The organism is Hydrotalea sp. GW822-HT8A01 (genome assembly GCF_058798575.1).
In genome coordinates this window covers 593,074-614,695 of record NZ_CM179506.1, presented here as the reverse complement: position 1 = coordinate 614,695, position 21,622 = coordinate 593,074, and the positions used below count along the sequence as shown (strand labels likewise).

Annotated in this window: 23 protein-coding genes and 1 tRNA gene; 6 read left to right on the top strand and 18 right to left on the bottom strand. The window is 39.1% G+C overall.

Features of this window, described 5'->3' with window-relative positions:
* Positions 1-25: 25 nt before the first annotated feature.
* The 6 genes from idi to AC3QLY_RS02690 all read left to right on the top strand — a co-directional run bounded on the left by idi (position 26) and on the right by AC3QLY_RS02690 (position 5,605).
* Positions 26-556, top strand: a complete 531-nt coding sequence (gene idi / locus AC3QLY_RS02715; RefSeq protein WP_074418303.1) for an isopentenyl-diphosphate Delta-isomerase — start codon at positions 26-28, stop codon at positions 554-556.
* Positions 557-565: 9 nt separating this feature from the next.
* On the top strand, positions 566-2,074 hold the full coding sequence (gene crtD, locus AC3QLY_RS02710) for a 1-hydroxycarotenoid 3,4-desaturase CrtD (RefSeq protein WP_074419370.1): 1,509 nt from the start codon (positions 566-568) through the stop codon (positions 2,072-2,074).
* Positions 2,064-2,750, top strand: a complete 687-nt coding sequence (locus AC3QLY_RS02705; protein WP_074418301.1) for a carotenoid biosynthesis protein — start codon at positions 2,064-2,066, stop codon at positions 2,748-2,750. The genes crtD and AC3QLY_RS02705 overlap by 11 nt, the downstream gene beginning before the upstream one ends.
* The gene (locus AC3QLY_RS02700; protein ID WP_074418300.1) at positions 2,747-3,256 is read left to right on the top strand and encodes a sterol desaturase family protein; all 510 of its coding nucleotides are present in this window, start codon (positions 2,747-2,749) and stop codon (positions 3,254-3,256) included. Before AC3QLY_RS02705 ends, AC3QLY_RS02700 begins: the two co-directional genes overlap by 4 nt.
* A 6-nt stretch (positions 3,257-3,262) precedes the next feature.
* Positions 3,263-4,426 (top strand): lycopene cyclase family protein, encoded by a 1,164-nt coding sequence (locus tag AC3QLY_RS02695; protein ID WP_081298665.1) that lies wholly within the window; start codon positions 3,263-3,265, stop codon positions 4,424-4,426.
* A 165-nt stretch (positions 4,427-4,591) separates the two neighbouring features.
* Positions 4,592-5,605, top strand: coding sequence for a YncE family protein (locus AC3QLY_RS02690; RefSeq protein ID WP_492990521.1), 1,014 nt, complete (start codon positions 4,592-4,594; stop codon positions 5,603-5,605).
* 277 nt (positions 5,606-5,882) lie between these two features.
* Here AC3QLY_RS02690 and hsdR read toward each other — a convergent pair whose 3' ends face one another.
* From hsdR to AC3QLY_RS02600, 18 genes are all read right to left on the bottom strand, one after another.
* Positions 5,883-7,688: an EcoAI/FtnUII family type I restriction enzme subunit R gene (gene hsdR, locus AC3QLY_RS02685; RefSeq protein ID WP_492990519.1), complete on the bottom strand. Its 1,806-nt coding sequence runs from the start codon at positions 7,686-7,688 to the stop codon at positions 5,883-5,885.
* Positions 7,601-8,335 carry a DEAD/DEAH box helicase family protein gene (locus AC3QLY_RS02680; RefSeq protein ID WP_492990517.1) on the bottom strand — a complete coding sequence of 245 codons (735 nt, stop codon included), beginning with the start codon at positions 8,333-8,335 and terminating at the stop codon, positions 7,601-7,603. The genes hsdR and AC3QLY_RS02680 overlap by 88 nt, the downstream gene beginning before the upstream one ends.
* Before the next feature lie 30 nt (positions 8,336-8,365).
* The gene (locus tag AC3QLY_RS02675; RefSeq protein WP_218331295.1) at positions 8,366-8,734 is read right to left on the bottom strand and encodes a four helix bundle protein; all 369 of its coding nucleotides are present in this window, start codon (positions 8,732-8,734) and stop codon (positions 8,366-8,368) included.
* Positions 8,735-8,764: 30 nt separating this feature from the next.
* Complete coding sequence (gene fic, locus AC3QLY_RS02670; RefSeq protein ID WP_492990515.1) at positions 8,765-9,646, bottom strand: protein adenylyltransferase Fic; 882 nt, start codon at positions 9,644-9,646, stop codon at positions 8,765-8,767.
* Between the two features lie 102 nt (positions 9,647-9,748).
* Complete coding sequence (locus tag AC3QLY_RS02665) at positions 9,749-10,720, bottom strand: virulence RhuM family protein/type II toxin-antitoxin system death-on-curing family toxin (RefSeq protein WP_074419365.1); 972 nt, start codon at positions 10,718-10,720, stop codon at positions 9,749-9,751.
* Between the two features lie 11 nt (positions 10,721-10,731).
* Positions 10,732-12,021 (bottom strand): restriction endonuclease subunit S, encoded by a 1,290-nt coding sequence (locus AC3QLY_RS02660; protein ID WP_179853199.1) that lies wholly within the window; start codon positions 12,019-12,021, stop codon positions 10,732-10,734.
* Positions 12,018-12,893, bottom strand: coding sequence for a RhuM family protein (locus tag AC3QLY_RS02655; protein ID WP_074419364.1), 876 nt, complete (start codon positions 12,891-12,893; stop codon positions 12,018-12,020). The genes AC3QLY_RS02660 and AC3QLY_RS02655 overlap by 4 nt, the downstream gene beginning before the upstream one ends.
* 1 nt (position 12,894) lies before the next feature.
* Entirely contained in the window at positions 12,895-14,349 is a 1,455-nt protein-coding gene (locus tag AC3QLY_RS02650) for a type I restriction-modification system subunit M (RefSeq protein ID WP_074419363.1), read from the bottom strand.
* A gap of 249 nt (positions 14,350-14,598) precedes the next feature.
* Positions 14,599-14,670: transfer RNA gene (locus AC3QLY_RS02645), tRNA-Arg, on the bottom strand.
* 161 nt (positions 14,671-14,831) lie between these two features.
* Positions 14,832-15,410 carry a MarC family protein gene (locus AC3QLY_RS02640; protein ID WP_075051813.1) on the bottom strand — a complete coding sequence of 193 codons (579 nt, stop codon included), beginning with the start codon at positions 15,408-15,410 and terminating at the stop codon, positions 14,832-14,834.
* A 37-nt stretch (positions 15,411-15,447) separates the two neighbouring features.
* Entirely contained in the window at positions 15,448-16,050 is a 603-nt protein-coding gene (gene cobC / locus AC3QLY_RS02635; RefSeq protein WP_218331296.1) for an alpha-ribazole phosphatase, read from the bottom strand.
* Between the two features lie 9 nt (positions 16,051-16,059).
* The gene (locus AC3QLY_RS02630; RefSeq protein WP_218331297.1) at positions 16,060-16,836 is read right to left on the bottom strand and encodes an adenosylcobinamide-GDP ribazoletransferase; all 777 of its coding nucleotides are present in this window, start codon (positions 16,834-16,836) and stop codon (positions 16,060-16,062) included.
* Between the two features lie 22 nt (positions 16,837-16,858).
* Positions 16,859-18,571, bottom strand: a complete 1,713-nt coding sequence (gene cobT / locus AC3QLY_RS02625) for a nicotinate-nucleotide--dimethylbenzimidazole phosphoribosyltransferase (protein WP_288095607.1) — start codon at positions 18,569-18,571, stop codon at positions 16,859-16,861.
* A complete protein-coding gene (locus AC3QLY_RS02620; RefSeq protein ID WP_287101440.1) occupies positions 18,558-19,301 on the bottom strand; it encodes a Dph6-related ATP pyrophosphatase in 744 nt (247 codons plus the stop codon). Before AC3QLY_RS02620 ends, cobT begins: the two co-directional genes overlap by 14 nt.
* Positions 19,301-19,816, bottom strand: coding sequence for a bifunctional adenosylcobinamide kinase/adenosylcobinamide-phosphate guanylyltransferase (cobU, locus tag AC3QLY_RS02615; protein ID WP_075051753.1), 516 nt, complete (start codon positions 19,814-19,816; stop codon positions 19,301-19,303). Before cobU ends, AC3QLY_RS02620 begins: the two co-directional genes overlap by 1 nt.
* Positions 19,813-20,028 (bottom strand): cysteine-rich CWC family protein, encoded by a 216-nt coding sequence (locus tag AC3QLY_RS02610; protein ID WP_068244382.1) that lies wholly within the window; start codon positions 20,026-20,028, stop codon positions 19,813-19,815. Before AC3QLY_RS02610 ends, cobU begins: the two co-directional genes overlap by 4 nt.
* A complete protein-coding gene (locus AC3QLY_RS02605) occupies positions 20,015-20,962 on the bottom strand; it encodes an ABC transporter substrate-binding protein (RefSeq protein ID WP_492990509.1) in 948 nt (315 codons plus the stop codon). Before AC3QLY_RS02605 ends, AC3QLY_RS02610 begins: the two co-directional genes overlap by 14 nt.
* 51 nt (positions 20,963-21,013) lie before the next feature.
* Complete coding sequence (locus tag AC3QLY_RS02600) at positions 21,014-21,619, bottom strand: DUF6580 family putative transport protein (protein ID WP_218331301.1); 606 nt, start codon at positions 21,617-21,619, stop codon at positions 21,014-21,016.
* Positions 21,620-21,622: the final 3 nt, after the last annotated feature.

The following is a 21,622-nucleotide window of genomic DNA, read 5'->3' as shown; positions in this document are numbered from 1 at the left end:
ATGCTAAAAATGTAATAGTGCTCCTATGGAATCTGTAATGTTGGTCAATACAAAAGATGAAGTCATTGGGGTGATGGAAAAAATGGAAGCCCACCGGAAAGGTTTGCTGCATCGTGCGTTCAGTATATTTATTTTTAATACAAAAGGAGAATTGTTATTGCAGCAAAGAGCATTGCAGAAATACCATAGTGCGGGTTTGTGGACCAATACCTGTTGCAGCCATCCCCGACCCGGTGAAAGTATTATAGTTGCCGCAGAAAGAAGATTGAGTGAAGAGATGGGATTTACCACGCCTTTGCATAAAATATTTGATTTTGTATATCGTGCTCCTTTTGAAAATGGATTAACCGAACATGAATTTGATCATGTACTGGTGGGTTATTATGATGCAGCAATAGAACCCTGCAATACTGAAGTGCACCATTTTCGTTATGCTGCTATGGGTGCCATTCAGCATGAATTAACCATCAATGCTCAGTTGTATACCACCTGGTTTCAGATCGCTTTTCCAAAAGTATATGCCTGGTGGCAAATGCAACCGGCATTTTCTTTTTAAATTTGTTACATGCAGCAACAGCCCTCCGTAATTATTATTGGTGCAGGTGTAGCAGGTTTAGCGGCTGCCATTCGATTGGCTGTGGCAGGTTATCCGGTACAGGTATTTGAAAAAAACAGTTATCCCGGTGGCAAGCTGAGTTATTTTGAACTGGATGGCTATCATTTTGATGCAGGCCCCAGTTTGTTTACCCAACCTGCCAATATTGAAGCTTTATTTGAATTGGCCGGTGAACCCATCCATGACTATTTTCAATACCGTAGTATGCCGGTGGCCTGTCGTTATTTTTATGAAGATGGCACTAAAGTAGTGGCTTATACCAATATCAGCCAGTTTGCCGCAGAAGCAGAGCAAATGCTTGGTGAGCCTGCGGCCAATATTGCGCATTATTTAAAAGATGCTTCCAACTTGTACAACAAGGTGGGTACGCTATTTTTAAATTATTCGTTACATCAACCGGCTGTTTTTTTTCAAAAAAAAATCATTACTGCTTTAGCAGCAATTCGCTTCAAACATCTTTTTAAAAGTTTACACCAACTGAACAAACAATATTTCCGGCAGGAGAAAACGGCACAGTTATTTAACCGATATGCTACCTATAATGGCAGTAACCCATACCGGGCACCGGGTATGTTAAGTGTAATACCACATTTAGAAATGAATGAAGGCACTTTTTATCCTGAAGGAGGCATGATTGCCATTACCCATGCATTGCATCACCTTGCTTTGAAGAAAGGTGTGCAGTTTCATTTTAATGCCCCTGTTGAAAGCATTATCCACGAAGATGGACGGATAAAAGGTATTTACAGCAAGGGTGTACCGTACATGGCCAATCTGGTAGTGAGCAATGTTGATACTTATTTCACCTATCGCTATTTATTAAAAGATGAAAAGACAGCAGCAAAAATTGACCGGCAGGAGCGGAGTAGCAGTGCTCTGATATTTTATTGGGGTATTGCAAAGAGTTTTCCTGAATTAGATCTGCACAATATATTTTTCAGTAACAATTATGCCGCTGAGTTTGCTGCCATATTCAATGAAAAAAAGCTGTACCCCGATCCAACCGTATACATCAACATTACGGCCAAATGTGAACCCGGCATACAGGCACCTGCCGATAAGGAAAACTGGTTTGTAATGATCAATGTGCCTGCTGCAACACGTAAAGATATGGCTGTCATGCAACAACAGGCCCGAGCCGCCATCATTAACAAATTAAACCGGATGTTACATACCGATATTGCCCCCTTGATAGAGGCAGAAGCCATATTAGATCCGGTGCAAATTGAATCTATAACCGGATCGTATAAAGGTGCTTTATATGGCACCAGCAGCAACAGCAAATGGGCTGCTTTTTTGAGGCATCCCAATTTCAGTAAAACCATCAAAGGATTATACTTTGTGGGGGGCAGTGTACACCCGGGTGGAGGTATACCCTTATGTTTGCAAAGCGCTAAAATTATGAGTGGATTAGCCATTCCTTATTTGAAAAAAATCAGCACCCGGGATGACAGATAAACAAATAGAAAATGGGTCGGTATTTATTGCATTGCTGGTGCATGTAAGTGGTGCTATCGGTATATTGTTTACCGGTTACAAACATTGGTTTGTGGCATTCACTCCACTCAATTTGTTGTTGATGTTGTTTTTGTTAATCGCCAATCAGCGCAAACGCAACAAGGCTTTTTGGATGTACGCAGCCCTGTGCTTTGCAATTGGAATGGTAACAGAAATGATTGGTGTACATACCGGCTGGTTATTTGGTGATTATGTGTATGGCAAAGTAATGGGCATTCAATTAGCCGGTGTACCATTACTAATTGGGGTCTATTGGTTTGTGGTGGTATTTTGCAGTGGTACCATTATGCGATTTGTGATAGAACGCCTGTTCAGGGTTTTTACCTATATGCACGGATTTTTCGACCGGAGGTCGGTACGCATTGTAATGGTGATAGATGGTGCCATTTTAGCCATGTGCTTTGATTTAATCATGGAGCCTACTGCCATTAAATTAGGTTTTTGGCATTGGGATGCAATAAAGGTACCCGTGTATAATTATCTCTGCTGGTTTCTTGTCAGTGCCGGTTTATTAACAGTTTTTCAATACATGGATTTTTATAAAAAGAACCATTTCGCTGTACATTTGTTCATTATTCAAGCCCTGTTTTTTTTGGTGTTAAGTCTTTATTTATGATGTTAGCTATTTATATATTTGTTACAATTGCTACTTTTTGTGTGATGGAAGGCATTACCTGGTTAACCCATAAATATGTTATGCATGGTTTTTTATGGTACCTGCATGAAGACCACCACCAAAAAGGGAAAGGTTTTTTTGAAAAGAATGATGCCTTCTTCCTCATATTTGCCGTACCCAGTTGGTTGTGTATTATGCTGGGTTTACAGCATGTCAATTATTTTGCCGCTGCCATTGGTTTTGGCATTGCTTTATATGGGCTGGCTTATTTTCTGGTGCATGAAGTAATTATACACCAGCGGTTTAAGTGGTTTACGCGCAGCAATAACAAGTATGTTAAAGCCATTCGCTGGGCGCATAAAATGCACCACAAACATTTGGAGAAAGAAGAAGGCGAAAGTTTTGGGATGTTGATTGTTGCCAAAAAATATTGGGATAAAGTAAAACGCGATGAACAAATTCAGCAATCGCAAAACAATACAATGATTCCCTCACATCATCAATAGAAATATTTGCCCCTGCAATTTGATTATATTATTACCGGTGCCGGTTGTGCCGGGTTAAGTTTATTAATGCGCTTGCTGCAAGAGCCTGCCATGCAACAAAAAAAAATTCTGGTGATTGACAAGGATGCTAAAAAAAATAATGACCGTACCTGGTGTTTCTGGGAAGCATCACCCGGATTATTTGAGCCAATTGTTCACCACAGATGGGAGCAGCTTCGGTTTGTGGCACCTGCTGTTGATACTAATTTTTCAATTACACCTTACCAATACAAAATGATTCGTGGCATTGATTTCTACGAGTATGTGCTGCAGCAAAGCGCCGGATTTGACAATGTTCAATTGGTATATGCAACGGTACAGGCATTGCGTAATGAAAACAATGGCGTAACTGTTGTAACTGATCATGGCACATATACCGGAGAGTATGTGTTTAACAGTATTGTAAATGCCGGCAACTGGCCACCTGATGATTTTAAAGGATATTTTTTATGGCAGCATTTTAAAGGAAAACTAATAGAAACCAACCAACCGGTTTTTGATCCGAGTATGGCTACTTTTATGGATTTTACCGTAAGTCAGCACAACGGCACCACATTTATGTATGTATTGCCATTTACTTCAAATACCGCATTGGTAGAATACACTTTATTTACCAAACAACTTTTAGCATACGAAGTATACGATGCGGCCATTGATACTTACTTGCAGGAAAAATATGGAGTTGGCAATGGATATCATGTATTGCATGAGGAATTTGGGAAAATACCTATGACCAATTATCATTTTACCCCAAAAGAAGGGCACATTATTCATATAGGTATTGCCGGCGGACAGGCTAAGGGCAGCAGTGGCTATGCTTTTTATTTTATACAGCAACAAACGGAAGCCATTGTAAAAAGTCTGTTGCAGTTTGGGCAACCTAAACTCAGCATTTCTTTGCAACAGCGAAAATTCAGGTGGTTTGACAGTGTGTTATTACGCGTATTGCAAAAACAATTATTACCCGGCCATGAGGTATTTGCCGCTATTTTTAAACAGAACGCACCTGACACCATACTAAGGTTTCTGAATAATGAAAGTAGTATTAATGAAGACATCCAGATTATGCGCAGTGTACCTATGTGCATATTTTTACCGGCGGCACTGCACACGGTTTTTTTTCGAAGATAGAAAAGCCCGTTTACAATGTCCAAGACACAACTACAGATTTGCTACAAAATGTACCCATAATTTTGATTGGACACCCCATAAATTCTTATTCTATATTACTGCGCATTCATTGTTGCCATATTTCATGACCGCAATGAAACAACTTTTTTTAATAAAAATTACAATATGAAATCAATTATCACTTATTGTTGCCTACTCCTGGTAAGTATAATGACTGCCCAAGTCTGTATAGCCCAATCCGGCTATCACCTCAGCGGCCATTTTCCGATTGCCAGTACAGGTTGGTGGGACTACATAACAGTAGATGCCGCTTCGAATAAATTATACGTATCGCATGGTACACAGGTGAATATTCTCGATAAAAATACCGGCGATTCATTGGGTGTTATTCCCAATACGAAGGGCGTTCACGGTATTGCACTGGTACATGGGTTGGGGAAAGGATATATCAGCAATGGCGGTAGTAACAATGTAACTGTATTCAATTTATCGAATAATCAAGTAATTGGCCAGATTGCCACTGGTGAAAATCCGGATGCCATTTTTTATGATGGCTATTCCAAAAAAATCATTACTTGTAATGGTAGAAGTAAAGATTTGTCGGTGATAGACCCGGCAGCAGATAAAGTAGTGGGCACCATTGCAGTAGGCGGCAAACCCGAAACTGCAGTGAGCGATGGTAAAGGGAAAATATTTGTAAATATTGAAGATAAAAGTGAAATAGTGGTGATTGATATTAAGAAAATGGCTGTAATAGCCCATTGGCCAATTGCTCCGGGAGAATCACCTACTGGTTTAGTGATAGATGTACACACCAACCGATTATTTGCCGGTTGTGAAAAACGATTAATGGTAGTAGATGCCAACAATGGGAAGATAGTAGCTGATTTGCCAATAGGGGATGGATGTGATGGCGTGGTGTTTGACCCTGCTTTGCATTATATCTGCACTTCGAATGGATCGGGCACTATGACGGTAATAAAAGAACTATCTAAAGACAAATATGAAGTGGTGGAAAATGTACCTACTAAGCGTGGTGCCAGAACCAGTTGCGTGGATGAAGCAACGCATACCATTTATATGCCTACCGCTAATTTTGAGCCCATGCAACCGGGTGAAAAAGGACGCCCTAAAATGATAGCAGGTTCGTTTCAGGTTCTTAAAATTGTGCATGAATAAGCATCAATTGGGTATGAATGCAATGGGTAAGGTAGGATACCTGTATTGAAAAAAACTAAAGTGTAGGAAATGTTGTGGCCTCGCCAGAACTCATTTTGATGTTACTAAATACTTCTGAAGCATGGAATAAGGCCTTCATTTAGAGGGAGCTTAAAAGTTTATATGAATTTGTATTTATTTTTTTGAAGAGTTTCTCTAATTCACATTATATTTAATTTTAAATATATATTAAAATGTCTTGGAAATATCTTAGGTTAAATATTAAATGAGTAATCTCCTATGCAATTCTCTTCTGATACAAAAATTGTTGAAACTCGATGAAAAGCCTACTAATGTTAGTCACATCACCCAAAATTTCTTTCGCATCTTCTAATGATTGATACTTGTTTGTCAGCAAGATAGGTAGTTTTTCTTGGTCGAGTTCGTCAACGCCTGTTTCAACGTATTTGCTCAACACGAAAGTGATAAACTCTTTTTGTTTGTCGTTGAGTAAGGCAAAAATGGTCGCTTCGGCTGCTTTAGCTCTGGCTTCTCTTGTCATTGCGATATAGTCGCCATTGAAAACGTATTCCAACACATCATACAAGTCGCTTTTTTCCATATCTACCAACTTTTGCAAAGTCAGTAAATCGTTTTTTGGAAAACCTGCTGCATCTAAATTCTCCAATAAACCTTTTCGGGTAATTGGATTGCTCCAAAGTTTCCGCAATTCTTCTTCGTCTTTGAAAAGTTTAGGCAACTCACCAAACAGGTTATTCAAAAACTCTTCTGCTGAAATGGGTTTGCCGTCTGCACTCCAAAACGAAGTAGAAACCATATGTTTGATTTCCCTTTCTTTTCCGTTTCGCAGTTTGATTTTTATTTTCTGTTTGCGTTCTGTTTCAGTCGGTTCTTTTGGTTCTCTTGGTTTATACTCGCCCTTTGCTTCTTTTACACTGCTTGGTTCTTCTCTAATTGGCTCTCCGTCCCATTCGGGGTCTGAAAAGTGTTTGTAAGCATCTACAAAATCGTAAATGGTGAAAAACTCTTTGCCGTCAGACAATCGTGTGCCACGACCTACGATTTGTTTAAACTCAATCATTGAGTTAACGGGACGAAGCAACACGATATTTCGAATGTTTCTTGCATCTACACCCGTGGAAAGTTTTTGCGAAGTGGTCAGTATAGTTGGTATTGTCTTTTCGTTATCCTGAAATTCTCTCAACAATCTTTCGCCTTCTTCTCCGTCATTGGCTGTAACACGAACACAATAAAATGGGTCTTTACTTTTGGCGTTTTGGTTTACCAAATCTCTTATCAATGCTGCATGTCCTTGATTGGCACAAAATATAATTGCCTTTTCGTTTTGGTTGGCTTCATCTAAAAAGATATTTACTCTTTTGGCTTCTCTTTCTATAATTTCAATGGTGCGGTTAAAGTCTTTTTCTTCATAGAGTTTGCCATCTTCAATTTCGCCTTCCACAATGGTATCATCAGAAGTGTAGCAGTAATCGTCCAGCGTGGTTTTAATGCGTTTTACTTTGAATGGTGTTAAGAAACCGTCATTGATGCCTTCTTTCAGCGAATAGATGTAAACTGGTTCGCCAAAGTAGCGGTAAGTGTCCACATTGTCTTTTCGTTTGGGTGTGGCTGTTAAACCCAATTGCACTGCCGGACTGAAATATTCTAAAATACTCCGCCAATTGCTTTCGTCATTTGCTCCGCCACGGTGGCACTCGTCAATAATGATAAAATCAAAATAATCCTTCGGATATAATTGAAAATTGAAAGTGGAAAATTGAGAATTATTTTCACTGTCCGGGTCATTTTCCATTTTCAATTCTCCATTTTCCATTGGTGAAGTCATAAAGGTTTGAAAAATGGTAAAGAAAATGCTGCCGTTGGTGGGCACTTTTCCGTTTTTCTTTATCTCGTTGGGTTTTATACGCACCAATGCGTCTTCAGGAAATGCAGAAAACGAATTGTAGGCTTGGTCGGCTAATATATTTCTGTCGGCTAAAAATAAAATTCTCGGTCTTCGGTATAATGGAGAATTGACAGTTGAAAGCTGAAAATTGTCTTTTTCATAGCCTTCATTTTCCATTTTCCATTTTCAATTACTGAAAGATTCCAACGGGTTTGAAACAGTTTCCACGCAATTTGAAAAGCGATGGCTGTTTTTCCCGTTCCTGTGGCAAGGGTGAGTAAAATTCTGTCTTTGCCTTGTGCAATGGCTTCAACTACCCTTTGCACTGCTATTTCCTGATAGTAGCGAAGTTGCCAGGTGCCGCTTTTATCTTCAAACGGCACATTCGCAAACTTTTCTCGCCATTCATTTTCAATTGTCAATTGTCCATTTTCAATTGAATAAGTTTTATTCCAAAGTTGTTCGGGGCTTAGAAAATCTGTTACCAAACCTTCTTCGCCTGATTTCATACAGATTTGGTAAATGGCTTTTCCGTTGGTGCTGTATGTGGTTTCTAATTGAAGTTTTTCCGCATATTTTTTGGCTTGCATTACACCTTCGCCCACTTCTAATTCATCACTTTTGGCTTCAACTACTGCCAATTTGATTCCTTTGTAAACCAACACATAATCGGCAGTTTCTCTTTTGCCCCTGCCACCACCTGTTTGAATTTTACCTGCTGTAATGTTGTATTCACGAAGGACTTTAGAGCCTTCCACAACGCCCCAACCACAAGCCTTTAGCTTGGGGTCTATGAGTTCTGCTCTTGTTTCTGCCTCATTCATAATTGAAAATGGATAATTGAAAGTTGAAAATTATTTGCCATTGTTTTGTTTAGAAGTTTTAACGATGCTTGCTAAAAGCTTAATAAGTTCTGAACTATCAGAATGAATAGATTGAAAACTTCTTTCGTCTAAATAATCGCTATCTTTTAACAGCATTAACCAATATTCTGTTTCGTTGGCTTCTTTTAAAGCTATATTCATTTTGTTGATAAAGTCTGCTTTTGACTGGGCGTGTTCAGCTTCTTTAACTAAAGCACCTATTGCAGTTCCGCTTCTCAATATTTGTTTTGACAACACATACTCTTTCTGTTCCGCTAACAAATGCTTGTATAATTTTATAATCCGCAATGCAAACACATACGATTTGTTCATTACGATATTTTCTTTCTTTTCCATCATTTTCAACTTTCCATTTTCAATTATCAATTTTCAATTGTTCTCCTCGTAGTAATAGGAATAGTCAATTCCTTTCATAAACATTTCTCTGCTATCTATTTCGGTGGTTAAAGCGTTTTTGAGTAGTTTTTTCAAAGCACTACTGTTTACAGGACTTTTTACCATTGCGTTCATATATTCAGCTTTCCCGATTTTACTCCAATCCACGCATTTTTTCAGACGTTTTTTCAATATCAGGTCTAACCAAATTCGGGTGCTTCTGCCATTGCCTTCTATAAATGGGTGAGCAACATTCATCTCTACATATTTGGCTACTATTTCATCAAAAGTGTTTTCAGGCATTTCATCTATTTGCTTTAGTGTATCTTCAAGAAAACGAGCCATTGCAAATTGAAAACCACCTTTTGAAATATTTTTCTGCCTGATTTGCCCTGCAAAGTCATACAAACCGCCAAATAAGTAGCCGTGTATTTGCTGCAATCCTTTAGTGGTACCTACTTCTATGCTGTTGATAAATGAACTGTCAAATAAGGCATACGCTTTGGTTTTACTTTTTCCGTCAATACTTTCATCACTGTAGGTAAACCATTCAATAAACCGGTTTGCCTTTTTGCCTGGAAACTCTTTACCCAAGGCAATAATACCGTTGTAATCAAGCATATCAGACAAGCGTTTTTTGCCATCAGGAGCGAGTAATTTCAACTGGGTAGTGGCACTAACCACTTCACTGCCGTCTTTCTTTAGCTTGGCTTTCAGGTATTTCCAATAGTTGCGGGTTTTGGCATAATCGTTCTGGTCGGTAAGCACGGCAACAATATCCAATACCGAAAACCACCACTTAGCGTTTTCTTCGTCCCATAAGGCACGTACTTCCCGGTCGTCAAAAAATCGTATGGATATTTTTGTGCTGCTCATTTACTTTTTTAATTGAGGTTTATTGTCCATTTAATAACGCCCCAACAACAAGCTTTTAGCTTTGGGTCTATGAGTTCTGCTCTATTTTCTGCTTCGTTCATATTAGTCTCTAATTAGGTTAATGATTAGTTGTATCATTAGTTCTTTTTCTTCGGGGGCACTTTGCGCTACCAACAAAGCAATGGCTGTAAGTGCATTGTCGTTCACTTTTAATTCACCTGTTTGTTTGAAACGGTGTTTATTCTTCTCTAAAAACCAGATAAATAGAAATGCTCCGATGCGTTTATTACCATCGTTGAAAGAATGATTCTTGATAACAAAATACAGCAAATGAGCCGCCTGCTCTTCTATGCTTGGATATAAGTAATGCCCGCCAAAAGTTTGTACAATGCTTTCTAACGAACTTTTGAAACCATTGTCTTTCTCCTTTCCAAACAAGTCCGTTGCCTCTTTTTTTCCCATGAGTTGCTTTTTCAACGCTGTTATGGCGGTTATGGCTTCTTCGTACCTAATTGCATAGGTAATGTTTTCATTTAAGTTGCTTGTTTGTAGATTGCGGCTGTCATATTGATTGAGCAATACAAAACTTTTGGTGTAATGGCTCAAAATGTCCAACAGCCCTTTGGCTTCGTGCAATTGCAAGGTTTCCGCTTTGCCTGATTGTTCAATCAGTTGCACCATTTTTCCCAATTCTTCCAATCGCTTTTGATTAATGGCATAGCCCTTTACCAAATAATCTTTCAGGCGTTGGGTTGCCCATTGGCGGAATTGTGTGCCTCTTACTGATTTTACTCTATATCCTACTGAAATAATCACATCCAGATTGTAATATTCTATCTTGCGTGTTACGTTCCGTTTACCTTCTTTTTGAACCGTCAAGGATTCCTTGACAGTTGCCTTTCTGTTTAATTCCTTCTCTCTAAAGCAGTTATTAATATGCAGGCTTATGTTTTGCTTGGTTTGGTTGAACAATTTAGCCATTTGCCTTTGGTTGAGCCAAACGGTATCACCATCAAACTGAACTTCTACTTCAGTTTTTTTATCAGCAGTTGTATATATGACTATTTCATTCATTATCCATTGATTTATGCTATTTGTGCAACTTTTACACTATCCATTTTCAACTCTCCTGCAAATGCTTTCTGCAAGATTGATTTTTTCAGTTCTTCCAAATCATCAATTTTCTTTTGATATAACCCTCCCAACTTTTGCGTTTCGGTTCGCAGGGCATCTAATTGGCGGACGATAGGTTGTTGGTCTTTGAGTGATGGATAAGGAGTAAGAATTTTTCTTAAATCGCCAATATTGATTTGCATTAATGCTGCACCATAGGTTTTTGCTCTAATTTGCTTTTGGACATAGTTTGAAATGAGCAAATAATATCCAAATTCCTGATTGATAATTTTTGAATTGAAACGAATAGGAACAATGCCCCTTGTCACGTTGGCATCTTTCAATTCTGGGGTAGCAATTGAAACTACTCCAGTTGTTCCCCGAACACATAAAAACAATTCATCTCCAATTAATTTTGTTCTCTTGTAACCATCAGCCAATTTTGGGTCAATTTTTTTTAATCCTTCAACTTTTATGTATCTGCTTGTTAAGTCAGTTGGTCTGATTACTGGCAAACCATTTTCAAATTCTTCACCAGGTTGAACTATTCCGTAAGAAAGGGTGCAATTTTCGTCTGCTAATTCTTCTAACATTTTTTCTTCCCAACCATCACCCTTTTTCTCAAACACCCCCTGCAAATAGCTTTCAAAAAGTTCTTTCGCGTTTTTGAGGTTTTGTTCGGCATTGGCTTTTGCCTTGGCTATGGCGGCAAAGGCTTCATCTAAAATGGAAACAATGCGTTGTTGTTCGGGGAGTGGGGGAAGGGGGATTTCAATTCCGGCAAGTGCTTTTGTTGAAAGCTCTTTAAAAGTTGCTCCAGTTCCTAAACTATCAAGTAAATCAACATTCTTTTTCAAGAAATAATATAAAAACCAAGTGTCAAGTTTTTTGCTCGGCACAATTCCACGACAACCTTGATTGGTGCTCATCGGAACTTCATTTATTGCCAAGTGTCCGATTGGTGCTCTCGTTGAAAGTATTACTGAGTATTCAGGAAACAACTTTGCAGAAGATTTCTCTAAACCTAACCTTGAGATTTTTCTAGGAGTATTATTAACTGTTGGTTTCGTTAGCTTTCCTAAATCCGCAGGAGTAATCCAATGAATATCACCGTCCCAATATTCTGCAATATTGGTTTTTGGAGTTCCACCATTTAGAATTTCTGAAACTTCCCCCAACTTCTTTATTTCCCAGGTTCGACTTGGCGCACCTGCCTTTGTTTTTTGTGGTCCTTCTTGGGACTTGAGCTTGTCGAAAGTCATATCATTTCCAAAATTGAGTTTAAAATACTTTCTACCGATTTGGCTTCCAGTTTCGAAAAAGCAAACCATTTTTTACCTAAATCTTTGAGTGAAGCTCCCAAATGATACACTTCTTTGTTGTCAACAATTAAAAAACGGTCATGGCTATGGGTAAAGGTTTTTAGTTCAAAGTTTTCGTATTGTGCTTTGGCTTTCTGCACGTCCAGTTGTAATTGTTTAGTGATGGTTTTGGTGAGCAGCAGCACGTTTACCCCCTTTTTCTTTTTTGCCAAATGGGTGAGGGTGGTTTCATCTATGTAATTGTCTATCAATACTATGCTTTGCTTTGCCGATCGGATAATTTTTGATGCCAGCTCATAAGCATCAAACACCTGCCCATCAAAAAATACACCTTGGGTAGGAATAAGGTGCGTATTTATTTGCAGCTCAATTTGGTTAACTTTTTCTGAAATAGCTTCCACATTGTCTTCCATTCTGTTCATTCGATTGTTTAGGGCATAGCCTTTTAACAAGTAATCCTTGAGAACTCTGGTTGCCCAAATGCGAAATTGGGTAGCTCGGACAGAATTTACCCTATAACCCACAGATAATACGGCATCTATATTGTAATACTTCACTTTGGACTTTTGTGTTTTGCCTTTAATGGCACCGTGAGGGGTGGTATGTTCCAAAATGGAACTAACCACATTTTCGTCTAATTCGCCCGATTTAAAAATATTTCCTAAATGTTTGGTAATGGCGGGTCGTTGCGTGCCAAATAAATCAGCAATTTGCTGTTGGGTTAGCCAAATGGTTTCCGTTTTTTCATCAATCCTAACTTCAATATGCTCGGCAAGTGCATCGGGCCGGTATAATACAATTTCGTCTTTCATATTAGATCAGACTTTTAATAGATTCCAAAATCTCCGCACTTTCTTCATCCAATGCTTTCATTTCTTCCAAAATGGCTTGCGGTTGGCGTAGCGTAATTTCTTCTTTTTTGTTCGGGTTTTTTACGCTTAAATCAAAAGTGCTTTGGTCTATGGCTGCCACATTTACCGTCCAAGAGTTTTCGCTATCGGCAAAGGTTTTTTGCAGTTCAATAAACTCCGCCAAATCGTTTTCGTTGAGTGGGTTTGTCTTGCCTAAATTGCGGTCGAGGTTCAATTGGTAAAACCAAACCTTTTGCGTGGGTTTTCCTTTTTCAAAAAACAACACAACGGTTTTTACACCTGCACCGGTAAAAGTGCCACCGGGCAAATCCAACACGGTGTGCAAGTTGCAGTTTTTCAACAAGGTTTTGCGTATGGCAACAGTGGCATTGTCGGTATTGCTTAAAAATGTGTTTTTGATTACTACACCCGCCTTGCCACCTGCTTTCAAAATTTTAATAAAGTGCTGCAAAAAGAGTGAAGCGGTTTCGCCTGTTTTTATCGGAAAGTTTTGTTGCACTTCAGCACGTTCCTTTCCACCAAATGGTGGATTGGCAAGCACCACATCATAGCGGTCTTTTTCCTGTATGTCGGCAAGGTTTTCGGCAAGCGTGTTGGTGTGTATGATGTTAGGACCTTCCACACCGTGCAATATCATATTCATTACACCCAATATGTAAGCCAGCGATTTTTTCTCCTTGCCGTAAAAGGTTTTCTTTTGAAGTATCTCGGTTTCTTTGGTGGAAAGCGATTTGTGTGACTTGAGATAATTGAACGCTTCGCACAGGAAGCCAGCAGAGCCACAAGCACCATCATAAATTTTGTCGCCAATTTTAGGGGCAACCACTTTTACAATGGTCGTAATGAGCGGACGAGGCGTGTAGTATTCGCCACCGTTACGCCCAGCGTTGCCCATATTTTTAATCTTGTCTTCATAGAGGTGGCTCATTTCGTGCTTTTCTGCGTGGGTGCGGAAACGCAACTGGTCAATGAGGTTAATCACTTCCCGTAAGTTGTAACCGCTTTGGATTCGGTTTTTCAGTTCGCTGAAAATTTCGCCAATCTTATATTCAATGGTGTCGGCACTTTCGGCACTTTGCTTAAACTTTTTGAGGTAGTTAAAGAGTTTGCCATTTACAAAGTCGGTGAGGTCGTCACCTGTCAAAGCGTTGTGGTGGTCGAGTTTACCGTCCTTGTTTTTAGGTGCAGCCCAGGTTGTCCAGCGATATTCTTTGTCAATAATAGGCGTGTATGCCTTTCCTGTAAGTTCGGCTGCTGTGGCACGGTCTTTCTCTAAGTCGTCCAAATATTTTAGGAACAAAATCCAGGAGGTTTGCTCCACGTAATCCAATTCACTGCCGCATCCTGCGTCTTTGTGAAGTATATCGTCAATATTTTTAAAGGTTTGTTCAAACATTCTACTTGCATATTTAATCTTTCAAATATAAAACAAGTAGGCAAAAAAACGCTCGTTTATTTGGGTGGGGGTATTAAGGGGTTAAGGCAGGATATTTATAATTTTTTCTTGTTTAATTTTTTGGGGAGAGGTCAAAATTTGTTTTGAGGTATTGTTAAGGATTGGCTCAGTGTCATAATAAATCGGCCCTTCTTTGTACCCTGATTTTGTATATTTACAGCTAAAATAAGGGTTTCAAAGGGTAGATTGTGGCCTCGCCAGGAATCGAACCTGGATCTGGAGCTTCGGAAACTCTTATACTATCCATTGTACTACGAGGCCTGTAGTTGTTCGGCCGCAAAAATAAATGTTTCGGCTATTGAAACGTCAATAATTCTGAATAAACTGTTGCGGTGATACCCAAAGCTGCGCTATGAACAGAACGTACAAGGGTGCGACGCAACGGAAGCTCAATAGCATAGCCAAAGCCGGTAACAAAAGTATTATTTGCCGAATGCCCCAATATTGCTGCTGAATATTTTTACGGCAATGGCCAATAATATTACCCCAAAAAATTTGCGAACAGCCAACAGGCCTGCTTTTCCGAGGGCATGCTCAATCCATTTCAATGATTTAAGTACAATATACACGATGACCAGGTTAATGAGGATGCCTGCTAAAATATAACCCTGTTGAAAGTTGGCTTTGAGCGACATGATGGTAGTAAGGGTTCCGCTTCCGGCAATGATGGGAAATGCAATGGGAACCACAGTGCCCGAGGCAGCATCGGCATCGCCTTTAAATATTTCGTGGCCCAATACCATTTCCAAACCTAATAAAAAGATAACGATGGACCCACCCACTGCAAAAGAGCGGATATCTAAACCGAGAATACTTAAAAACTGTTGGCCCACCAATAAAAACAAAATCATTAAGCCGCCCGAAACCAGTGTGGCTTTGGACGAACGAATATCGCCCATTTTGTCTTTTAAAGAAATGAGCAGTGGAATGGAGCCTACAATATCAATCACCGCAAACAAGGTAAATGTTACGGTAATGAGCTGGTCGAAATGAATCGTCATTCGGTTAGGTTTTTGCTAAGGTACAATCAAAAAACGATTAAGCAGGTCTGTGTTGTTCTGTTTGTGTTGGTTGTGGATTGTAACAATATTGCCAGCTGCTTTGATTGTTTTGTAAGGTAAGTTGAATGATGCAACCATATGGTATATTAAAAATTTCGAATGATTTTTGCAAGGGTGTTTGGGTAAGATAGGATAAAATACTTCTGATTACACCACCGTGGGTAATGATGGCCAAAGGATAGTTTGGGTTGGATGTAATATGCTGAAAACATTTTGATATTCTTTCATGGAACTGTATATAGCTTTCACCATTTGGGAAGGGGCAATTTACAAAATCGAACATCCAGGTATTGAGTTCTTCCTTTGGAATATCATCCCAAAATTTCATTTCCCATTGGCCACAGTTTATTTCCATTAATTCAGGTATGTATTGAGTGGGCACATCCGGAAACAATTTTTTAGCCAATAATTTGCAACGTTGTAAGGGGCTGCTGTATACCTTAAAACTAAGTGGTGGAATAAATTTTGCAAGGGTTGCTGCTTCTTCAGCAAAAGTATGGGATAGTTCAATGTCAGTTTGACCATAACAGGTTCCTTTTGGTATAGAAGGTGTGGTATGACGTATTAAATAAATGATCATTTTATATATTTAATGCAGGTGGTTAACTATGATCAAAACAGCAATATAGAAAACAACTTCAGTAGCCTGCTGGGTGGCGCCCAAACAATCGCCTGTATAACCGCCTATCCATTTTTTAAAATATGTGTCAGCCCGCCATGTTACCCATAACATGGGCACTAATGTAACAAGCCAAATGCCGGGAAGAAAACAAAATGGAATTAAGGCTCCTGCAATAGCAATTGCTATTTCAATAACGGTTAATTTTCTATTAGCCAATGGTTTTGATTTACTGGTATCTGTATCCTGTACATAACTACTTGTTTGCATGATAACAATGGCCATAAACCTGCTGGCAGCATGTGCGCATGGAAAAAGCAGTAAAAAGTATTTGCTATGAATTTGAGGACTAATTTCAACCAATAGCAAATACTTCAATGCCAATACTCCTGTTAAGCCGGTTACTCCAAAAGTACCCAGCCTGCTGTCTTTCATAATTTGTAAAATTTTTTCTTTTGTCCAGCCTCCGCCAAATGCATCACAGCAATCTGCAAAGCCGTCTTCATGAAAAGCACCTGTAGTTAAAATACCTGTTAACATAGAAAAAGCAATGGCAAGATGTGCAGACAGCAGCAGGCTGAAAACATAATATGCAGTTGCAGTAATGCAACCAACCAAGAGACCCACCCAGGTAAAATAGCGAGCCGACTGTTGCAGTAAATTTTGGTTGTGGTTAATATTTTTTGGAACCGGTAATCGGGTAAAAAACATTAATGCAGTAAAAAAAAATTGTATTTGCTTCTTCATGTATACAAATAAAAAATTTAATTTAGTTGGAAGGTCCGTTGATTTGAAAGGAATCGGTATCATTCATTTCATTCAGCATAGCAATAGCCGACTGGATTAAGGGAAGGGCTAATGCTGCACCGGTTCCCTCACCTAAACGTAATTCTAATTGCAACAATGGTTGTAATTGCAGATAGGCTAACATTTGCTGATGACCTTTTTCGTTGCTAAGATGTGATGCTATGCAATAATCTGTAACATTTGGCTGTAATTTTTTTGCTACAAGCAATGCTGCTGTTGTAATAAATCCATCAGCAATAATCACCATTTTTTCCGCAGCCGCCTGCAAGTAAGCGCCTGTTAACATGGCAATTTCAAATCCTCCAATTAGTTGTAAAAGTTGTAAAGGGTCGATATTGTTATGATGGAGGTGGTATTGATGAGCCACTTTTTCCAATACTTTCAATTTTTTTTGATATTGGTCATTATTTGTGCCAGTGCCTCTTCCCACACATGCTGCTAAAGGAATATTTAATAAGCCATGCATAATAAGTGCTGCCGATGAACTATTGCCAATGCCCATTTCGCCAAGGGCAATTGTATTGCATTGCTGTTGTTTTAGTTGGAGAATATACTCCCTCCCTTTTTGTAAACAGGTTACCAACTCGTCTTTGGTCATTGCAGGTACTTCCAAATAATTTTTAGTACCCATATTTATTTTGCTCACTGTAAAATTGGGATATGCTAAATCCTCATTTTTCCAAACGCAATTGATACCTGCATCAACAATGGTAAGTTTTAAGTTGTTTTGCCTGCAAAAAACATTAATGGCTGCACCACCTTGTAAAAAGTTGCGAACCATTTGTTGTGTAACTACCTGCGGATATGGATTTACCAGTCCGGTTGCAGCAATACCATGATCAGCCGCAAAAATAATCATGTTCGGATTTTTTATTTCCGGAGCAGTTGTTTCCAGTATACATCCAACTTTAACTGCAATGGACTCTAATATACCCAATGCACCTACGGGTTTGGTTTTGCCATTTGTTTTTTTGATGAGTGCTTCTTTGAGCAAAGTATTGTTTGTTCCGGCAATTTTACTGAATTGAAAGTTTGCAGCATTACTTGCAGTAGGATATAACTGTTTAATTTCTTTTACTTCCGAATTTTTTGATTTGGACTTCCAGCCATCTTTTTGCAGCATGGGTTGTTGTCCATAATCGGTTGCCGGTTTCCCAATACAAAAATATCCCAATGGGTATTCATGCGCCGGTATATTCAGTAAATTTTTAAATGCCGTAAAATTTAGAATAGATACCCAACCGAGTGAAAATCCATCTTCAGTTAATGATAACCATAGGTTTTGTAAAGCACAAACACTGCTCCATTGCAGGGTATCGGCAGTGCCTGAAATGCCAATGGTAAATTTTTCCAGTACACTATAATCAGTTGCAATAATTAATCCAACGGGCGATTCTTTAATTGCTTCCAGTTTTAATTTTTTGTACTGTTGTAACAGAGCAGTGTTGTGTAAAAGTTCTGCTTCAACTTTTTGGTTTTCGCTTTGAAATAGTTCGTGAATAGCATTCTTGATATGCTGCTCTAATAGCAAATAGTATTTGGTGGCTTCACTTAATCCAACAGATGGAGCCATGTGTGCTGCCCGCAGTGCTTTTTCTAATACCATATCCGGAACAACATCATTGGTAAAATGCCGGGTATCTCTTCTTTTATTGAATACATCAAATAGTTCCATGGTTAGCAGGAATTAAATCGCAGAACCAAAAGCCCATCTGGTTTTGTTGATGATTTTGTGATGAACAGGGGTTACTTGCATTGTTAGGTGCGTTGTAGGTACGCAATACTTTTTCGCCAATGGTAAACGGGATGGGTTGCCTAAAAATAGGGCCATTGAAAACGAAGCTGTGGAATTCACCGTTTTCGCCACATGGGTCAACATTTGCGGGAAGGTCTTTCAGAAAATCATGATCAATGATTCTGCCTGCAAAACTTTCATCTAACAGTTCTGCCTTTGTGCAAACGATAATAGATTGAAAGCCGAGATCAATAAACTCATGCACCAATTCAATAGTGTTGCGTTTCCATAAAGGGAAATGTGCCTGAAAGCCGGCTGCTGCTAATTTTTCTTCCCTGTAGTTGCGCAGATCTTCTAAAAATATATCGCCAAAAATGGAGTGGGTATACCCTTGTGCTTTGAATTGTTGCATGGTATTGGTGAGCAGTCTGTTATAGGTATCCATATCAGGTTGTTCTGGCAGTAATAATTTTACTAACGGTATGCCAATGGCGGCAGCCTGTTGTTCTAACAATATACTTCTAACACCGTGCATAGACACCCGATTATAAGTTTGATTTACAGAGGTAAGTAATGCGCCAACCTGCCATTCAGTATTTTGAAAAACTTTATAAAGTGCCAATGCACTGTCTTTGCCGCCACTCCAGTTAAAAACAGATAGATGTGCCATTATTGATTTGTTTCTTTTATGATTACAGGAATACCACTCACCATAAAAATCACTTTATCGGCCAGTGAGGCCACGAATTGGTTAGCCCAGCCTTGTAAATCCGTGAATTTTCTGCCAATGGCCGTTTCTGCATGAACACCCATTCCAATCTCATTGCTTACAATGATAAAAGTACCCGGCATTTGATGGATGGCTATTATTTCTTTTTTAAATTCTATTAGTGCTGTATCAATATTGTTTTGGTTTTTGATAAAAAAATTGGTAAGCCATAGCGTAATGCAATCTATTACTGCAACTGTTTCCTGAATAGGCAGTTTGCTCACTTCAAATTCTTCTTCATAACTCATCCATTCTTTTCCTCTGTTATTTTTATGGTGTTGAATTCTTTCGGTGAAATCATCTCCCCAGTCCTTAGCCGTGGCAACATAAACCGGGCTGTTGCTCATATTTAATGCCAGATTTTGCGCATAATTACTTTTGCCACTCCTGGCTCCACCGGTTATTAAAATAATCATGGTAAAAAATATTTTTCTTTAAATAAAATATATTTGTTTTTTAGTGCCAATAAACATGCTTTGCAAAGGCAATCGCTGTAACGGTTTTCAATGAAAGATCTTTCCGCATCTGTTAATGTAATTTCAGTGCAGTGGCAATGGGTTATATCGCCCACTTTACATTCAAAAGGTTGCTGGCAGCGGGCGCATAATTTTTCTTCATGGTGTGGCATAAGCAAAGGTTTGGGGATAAAGCTGAAGATATTTATGTTGCAATGATGCAGGAATCTGAAATAATTGGGGATGAAATAATGCTGCCAGCAAGGCAATACCGTTAACAAGTGTTCCGGCACTGGGTTGGGTAAACAAATCAAAATCGGCCAGATAAACTTGCCGGTTTTGTACTGCTTTTAAACCATTCCATTCCGGAAATTGAGTTAAAAGATGTATTTCTTCTTTTGCACGATGAATGGAAAAGCCACAGGGTGCAATGATGATAATTTCCGGATTGTAACGTACAATTTTGCTCCAGGGGGTAACAATGGAATCGCCACCGGGATGGCTGAGCATGTCTATGCCACCGGCCATGGCTATCTGGTAAGGAATCCAATGTCCGCAATTATAAATGGGTTGTATCCATTCCAACAATGCCACGGTTTTAAGCGGCATTTGGTGCTGACGAAGTTTATCTAAAATATGGTTTGTGGTTTGTTGCAGTTGTGCCAGGTACTGATATGCTTTTTCTTCTTTACCTATGGCAGTAGCAATAGTGATGGCAGTTTGATACACATCCTGCAGTGTTTGCGGTGTTAAGGCAATTAACTGTGGTTGCTTCTTCAATCGGGCAATGGCAGCGGCAGTGCAGGCCGTATCAATCTGACATACTTCACAAACATCCTGTGTAAAAATAATATCGGGGTCTATTTGTTGGAGTAAATCTTCATCCACATAATACAAGCTTTTTCCCGATGCTTTCGCAGCAGAAAAAATAGTATCAATTTCAGTGCTGCTTAAATGGTTGTCTTCTAAAACACAGCGAACCACTTTGGGTTTTTGAGAAAGGGCAGGTTCAGGACATTCGAAGGTAATACCATAGAGCATATGGTCGAGGCCCATATCATATATCATTTGTGTGGCGGCCGGCAAAAAGGAAACAATTTTTAGCATAGTATGGGTTTAAGAAAAAACAGGGCTACTGCAGCAAGCCCTGTACGTTTATTATTTTGAAACCGCATGCACTGATAAGGCCGGATATTTTTTTTGCAGCCATTCAAAACTGCCGTAAAAAATGGCGCCGTATACAATATTGGCTACCAGCATATTCCTTAAAAAGGGTAAAGCCTGAACATAACATTGAACAAACCCATCCCAATTGCGCTGTAAGCGTTGGCCGTTTCTGATATCTAATCCACCAAACCACCAAACGGGTAAGTCTGTAATAATCCAGTGTGCCAGTGCAGCCGCAAATGCCGCGGTGATTACCGTACTCATTTTTACATGCTTAATCAATGTGCCTATTAAAACAATTACTGCAAATGCAAGATAAGTGTATATCCATCCTTTGTACAGCAACCCGTTACCGTAACCTGCATAAATGGTATGCATCATTATCACATCACTAAAAAAAAGAGCACCTAAAGGAAATGCATATTTTTTCCAGGGCTGATTGAAATAAGTACCACCAAATAGCCCCATGGCACCAATGGGCGTAAAATTGGCCAAAGGCGATAGGGTACTGCCTGCATTCCAAATACGCAAAGCAGCGGCTAATAAAATAAACAACAATACAATTGCTGTTGCCGGATTGAATTTTTGAATAGACATAAC

Coding starts and splice junctions, on each gene's coding strand:
- AC3QLY_RS02680 (WP_492990517.1), bottom strand. CDS start 8,335: ATGAATGAGGCAGAAACAAGAGCAGAACTCATAGACCCCAAGCTAAAG.
- AC3QLY_RS02620 (WP_287101440.1), bottom strand. CDS start 19,301: ATGGCACATCTATCTGTTTTTAACTGGAGTGGCGGCAAAGACAGTGCA.
- AC3QLY_RS02665 (WP_074419365.1), bottom strand. CDS start 10,720: ATGAATGAAATAGTCATATATACAACTGCTGATAAAAAAACTGAAGTA.
- AC3QLY_RS02660 (WP_179853199.1), bottom strand. CDS start 12,021: ATGACTTTCGACAAGCTCAAGTCCCAAGAAGGACCACAAAAAACAAAG.
- AC3QLY_RS02605 (WP_492990509.1), bottom strand. CDS start 20,962: ATGCTAAAAATTGTTTCCTTTTTGCCGGCCGCCACACAAATGATATAT.
- cobT (WP_288095607.1), bottom strand. CDS start 18,571: ATGGAACTATTTGATGTATTCAATAAAAGAAGAGATACCCGGCATTTT.
- crtD (WP_074419370.1), top strand. CDS start 566: ATGCAGCAACAGCCCTCCGTAATTATTATTGGTGCAGGTGTAGCAGGT.
- AC3QLY_RS02705 (WP_074418301.1), top strand. CDS start 2,064: ATGACAGATAAACAAATAGAAAATGGGTCGGTATTTATTGCATTGCTG.
- AC3QLY_RS02655 (WP_074419364.1), bottom strand. CDS start 12,893: ATGAAAGACGAAATTGTATTATACCGGCCCGATGCACTTGCCGAGCAT.
- idi (WP_074418303.1), top strand. CDS start 26: ATGGAATCTGTAATGTTGGTCAATACAAAAGATGAAGTCATTGGGGTG.
- AC3QLY_RS02600 (WP_218331301.1), bottom strand. CDS start 21,619: ATGTCTATTCAAAAATTCAATCCGGCAACAGCAATTGTATTGTTGTTT.
- hsdR (WP_492990519.1), bottom strand. CDS start 7,688: ATGGAAAATGAAGGCTATGAAAAAGACAATTTTCAGCTTTCAACTGTC.
- AC3QLY_RS02690 (WP_492990521.1), top strand. CDS start 4,592: ATGAAATCAATTATCACTTATTGTTGCCTACTCCTGGTAAGTATAATG.
- cobC (WP_218331296.1), bottom strand. CDS start 16,050: ATGATCATTTATTTAATACGTCATACCACACCTTCTATACCAAAAGGA.
- AC3QLY_RS02610 (WP_068244382.1), bottom strand. CDS start 20,028: ATGCCACACCATGAAGAAAAATTATGCGCCCGCTGCCAGCAACCTTTT.
- AC3QLY_RS02650 (WP_074419363.1), bottom strand. CDS start 14,349: ATGTTTGAACAAACCTTTAAAAATATTGACGATATACTTCACAAAGAC.
- fic (WP_492990515.1), bottom strand. CDS start 9,646: ATGAGCAGCACAAAAATATCCATACGATTTTTTGACGACCGGGAAGTA.
- cobU (WP_075051753.1), bottom strand. CDS start 19,816: ATGATTATTTTAATAACCGGTGGAGCCAGGAGTGGCAAAAGTAATTAT.
- AC3QLY_RS02640 (WP_075051813.1), bottom strand. CDS start 15,410: ATGACGATTCATTTCGACCAGCTCATTACCGTAACATTTACCTTGTTT.
- AC3QLY_RS02700 (WP_074418300.1), top strand. CDS start 2,747: ATGATGTTAGCTATTTATATATTTGTTACAATTGCTACTTTTTGTGTG.
- AC3QLY_RS02675 (WP_218331295.1), bottom strand. CDS start 8,734: ATGATGGAAAAGAAAGAAAATATCGTAATGAACAAATCGTATGTGTTT.
- AC3QLY_RS02630 (WP_218331297.1), bottom strand. CDS start 16,836: ATGAAGAAGCAAATACAATTTTTTTTTACTGCATTAATGTTTTTTACC.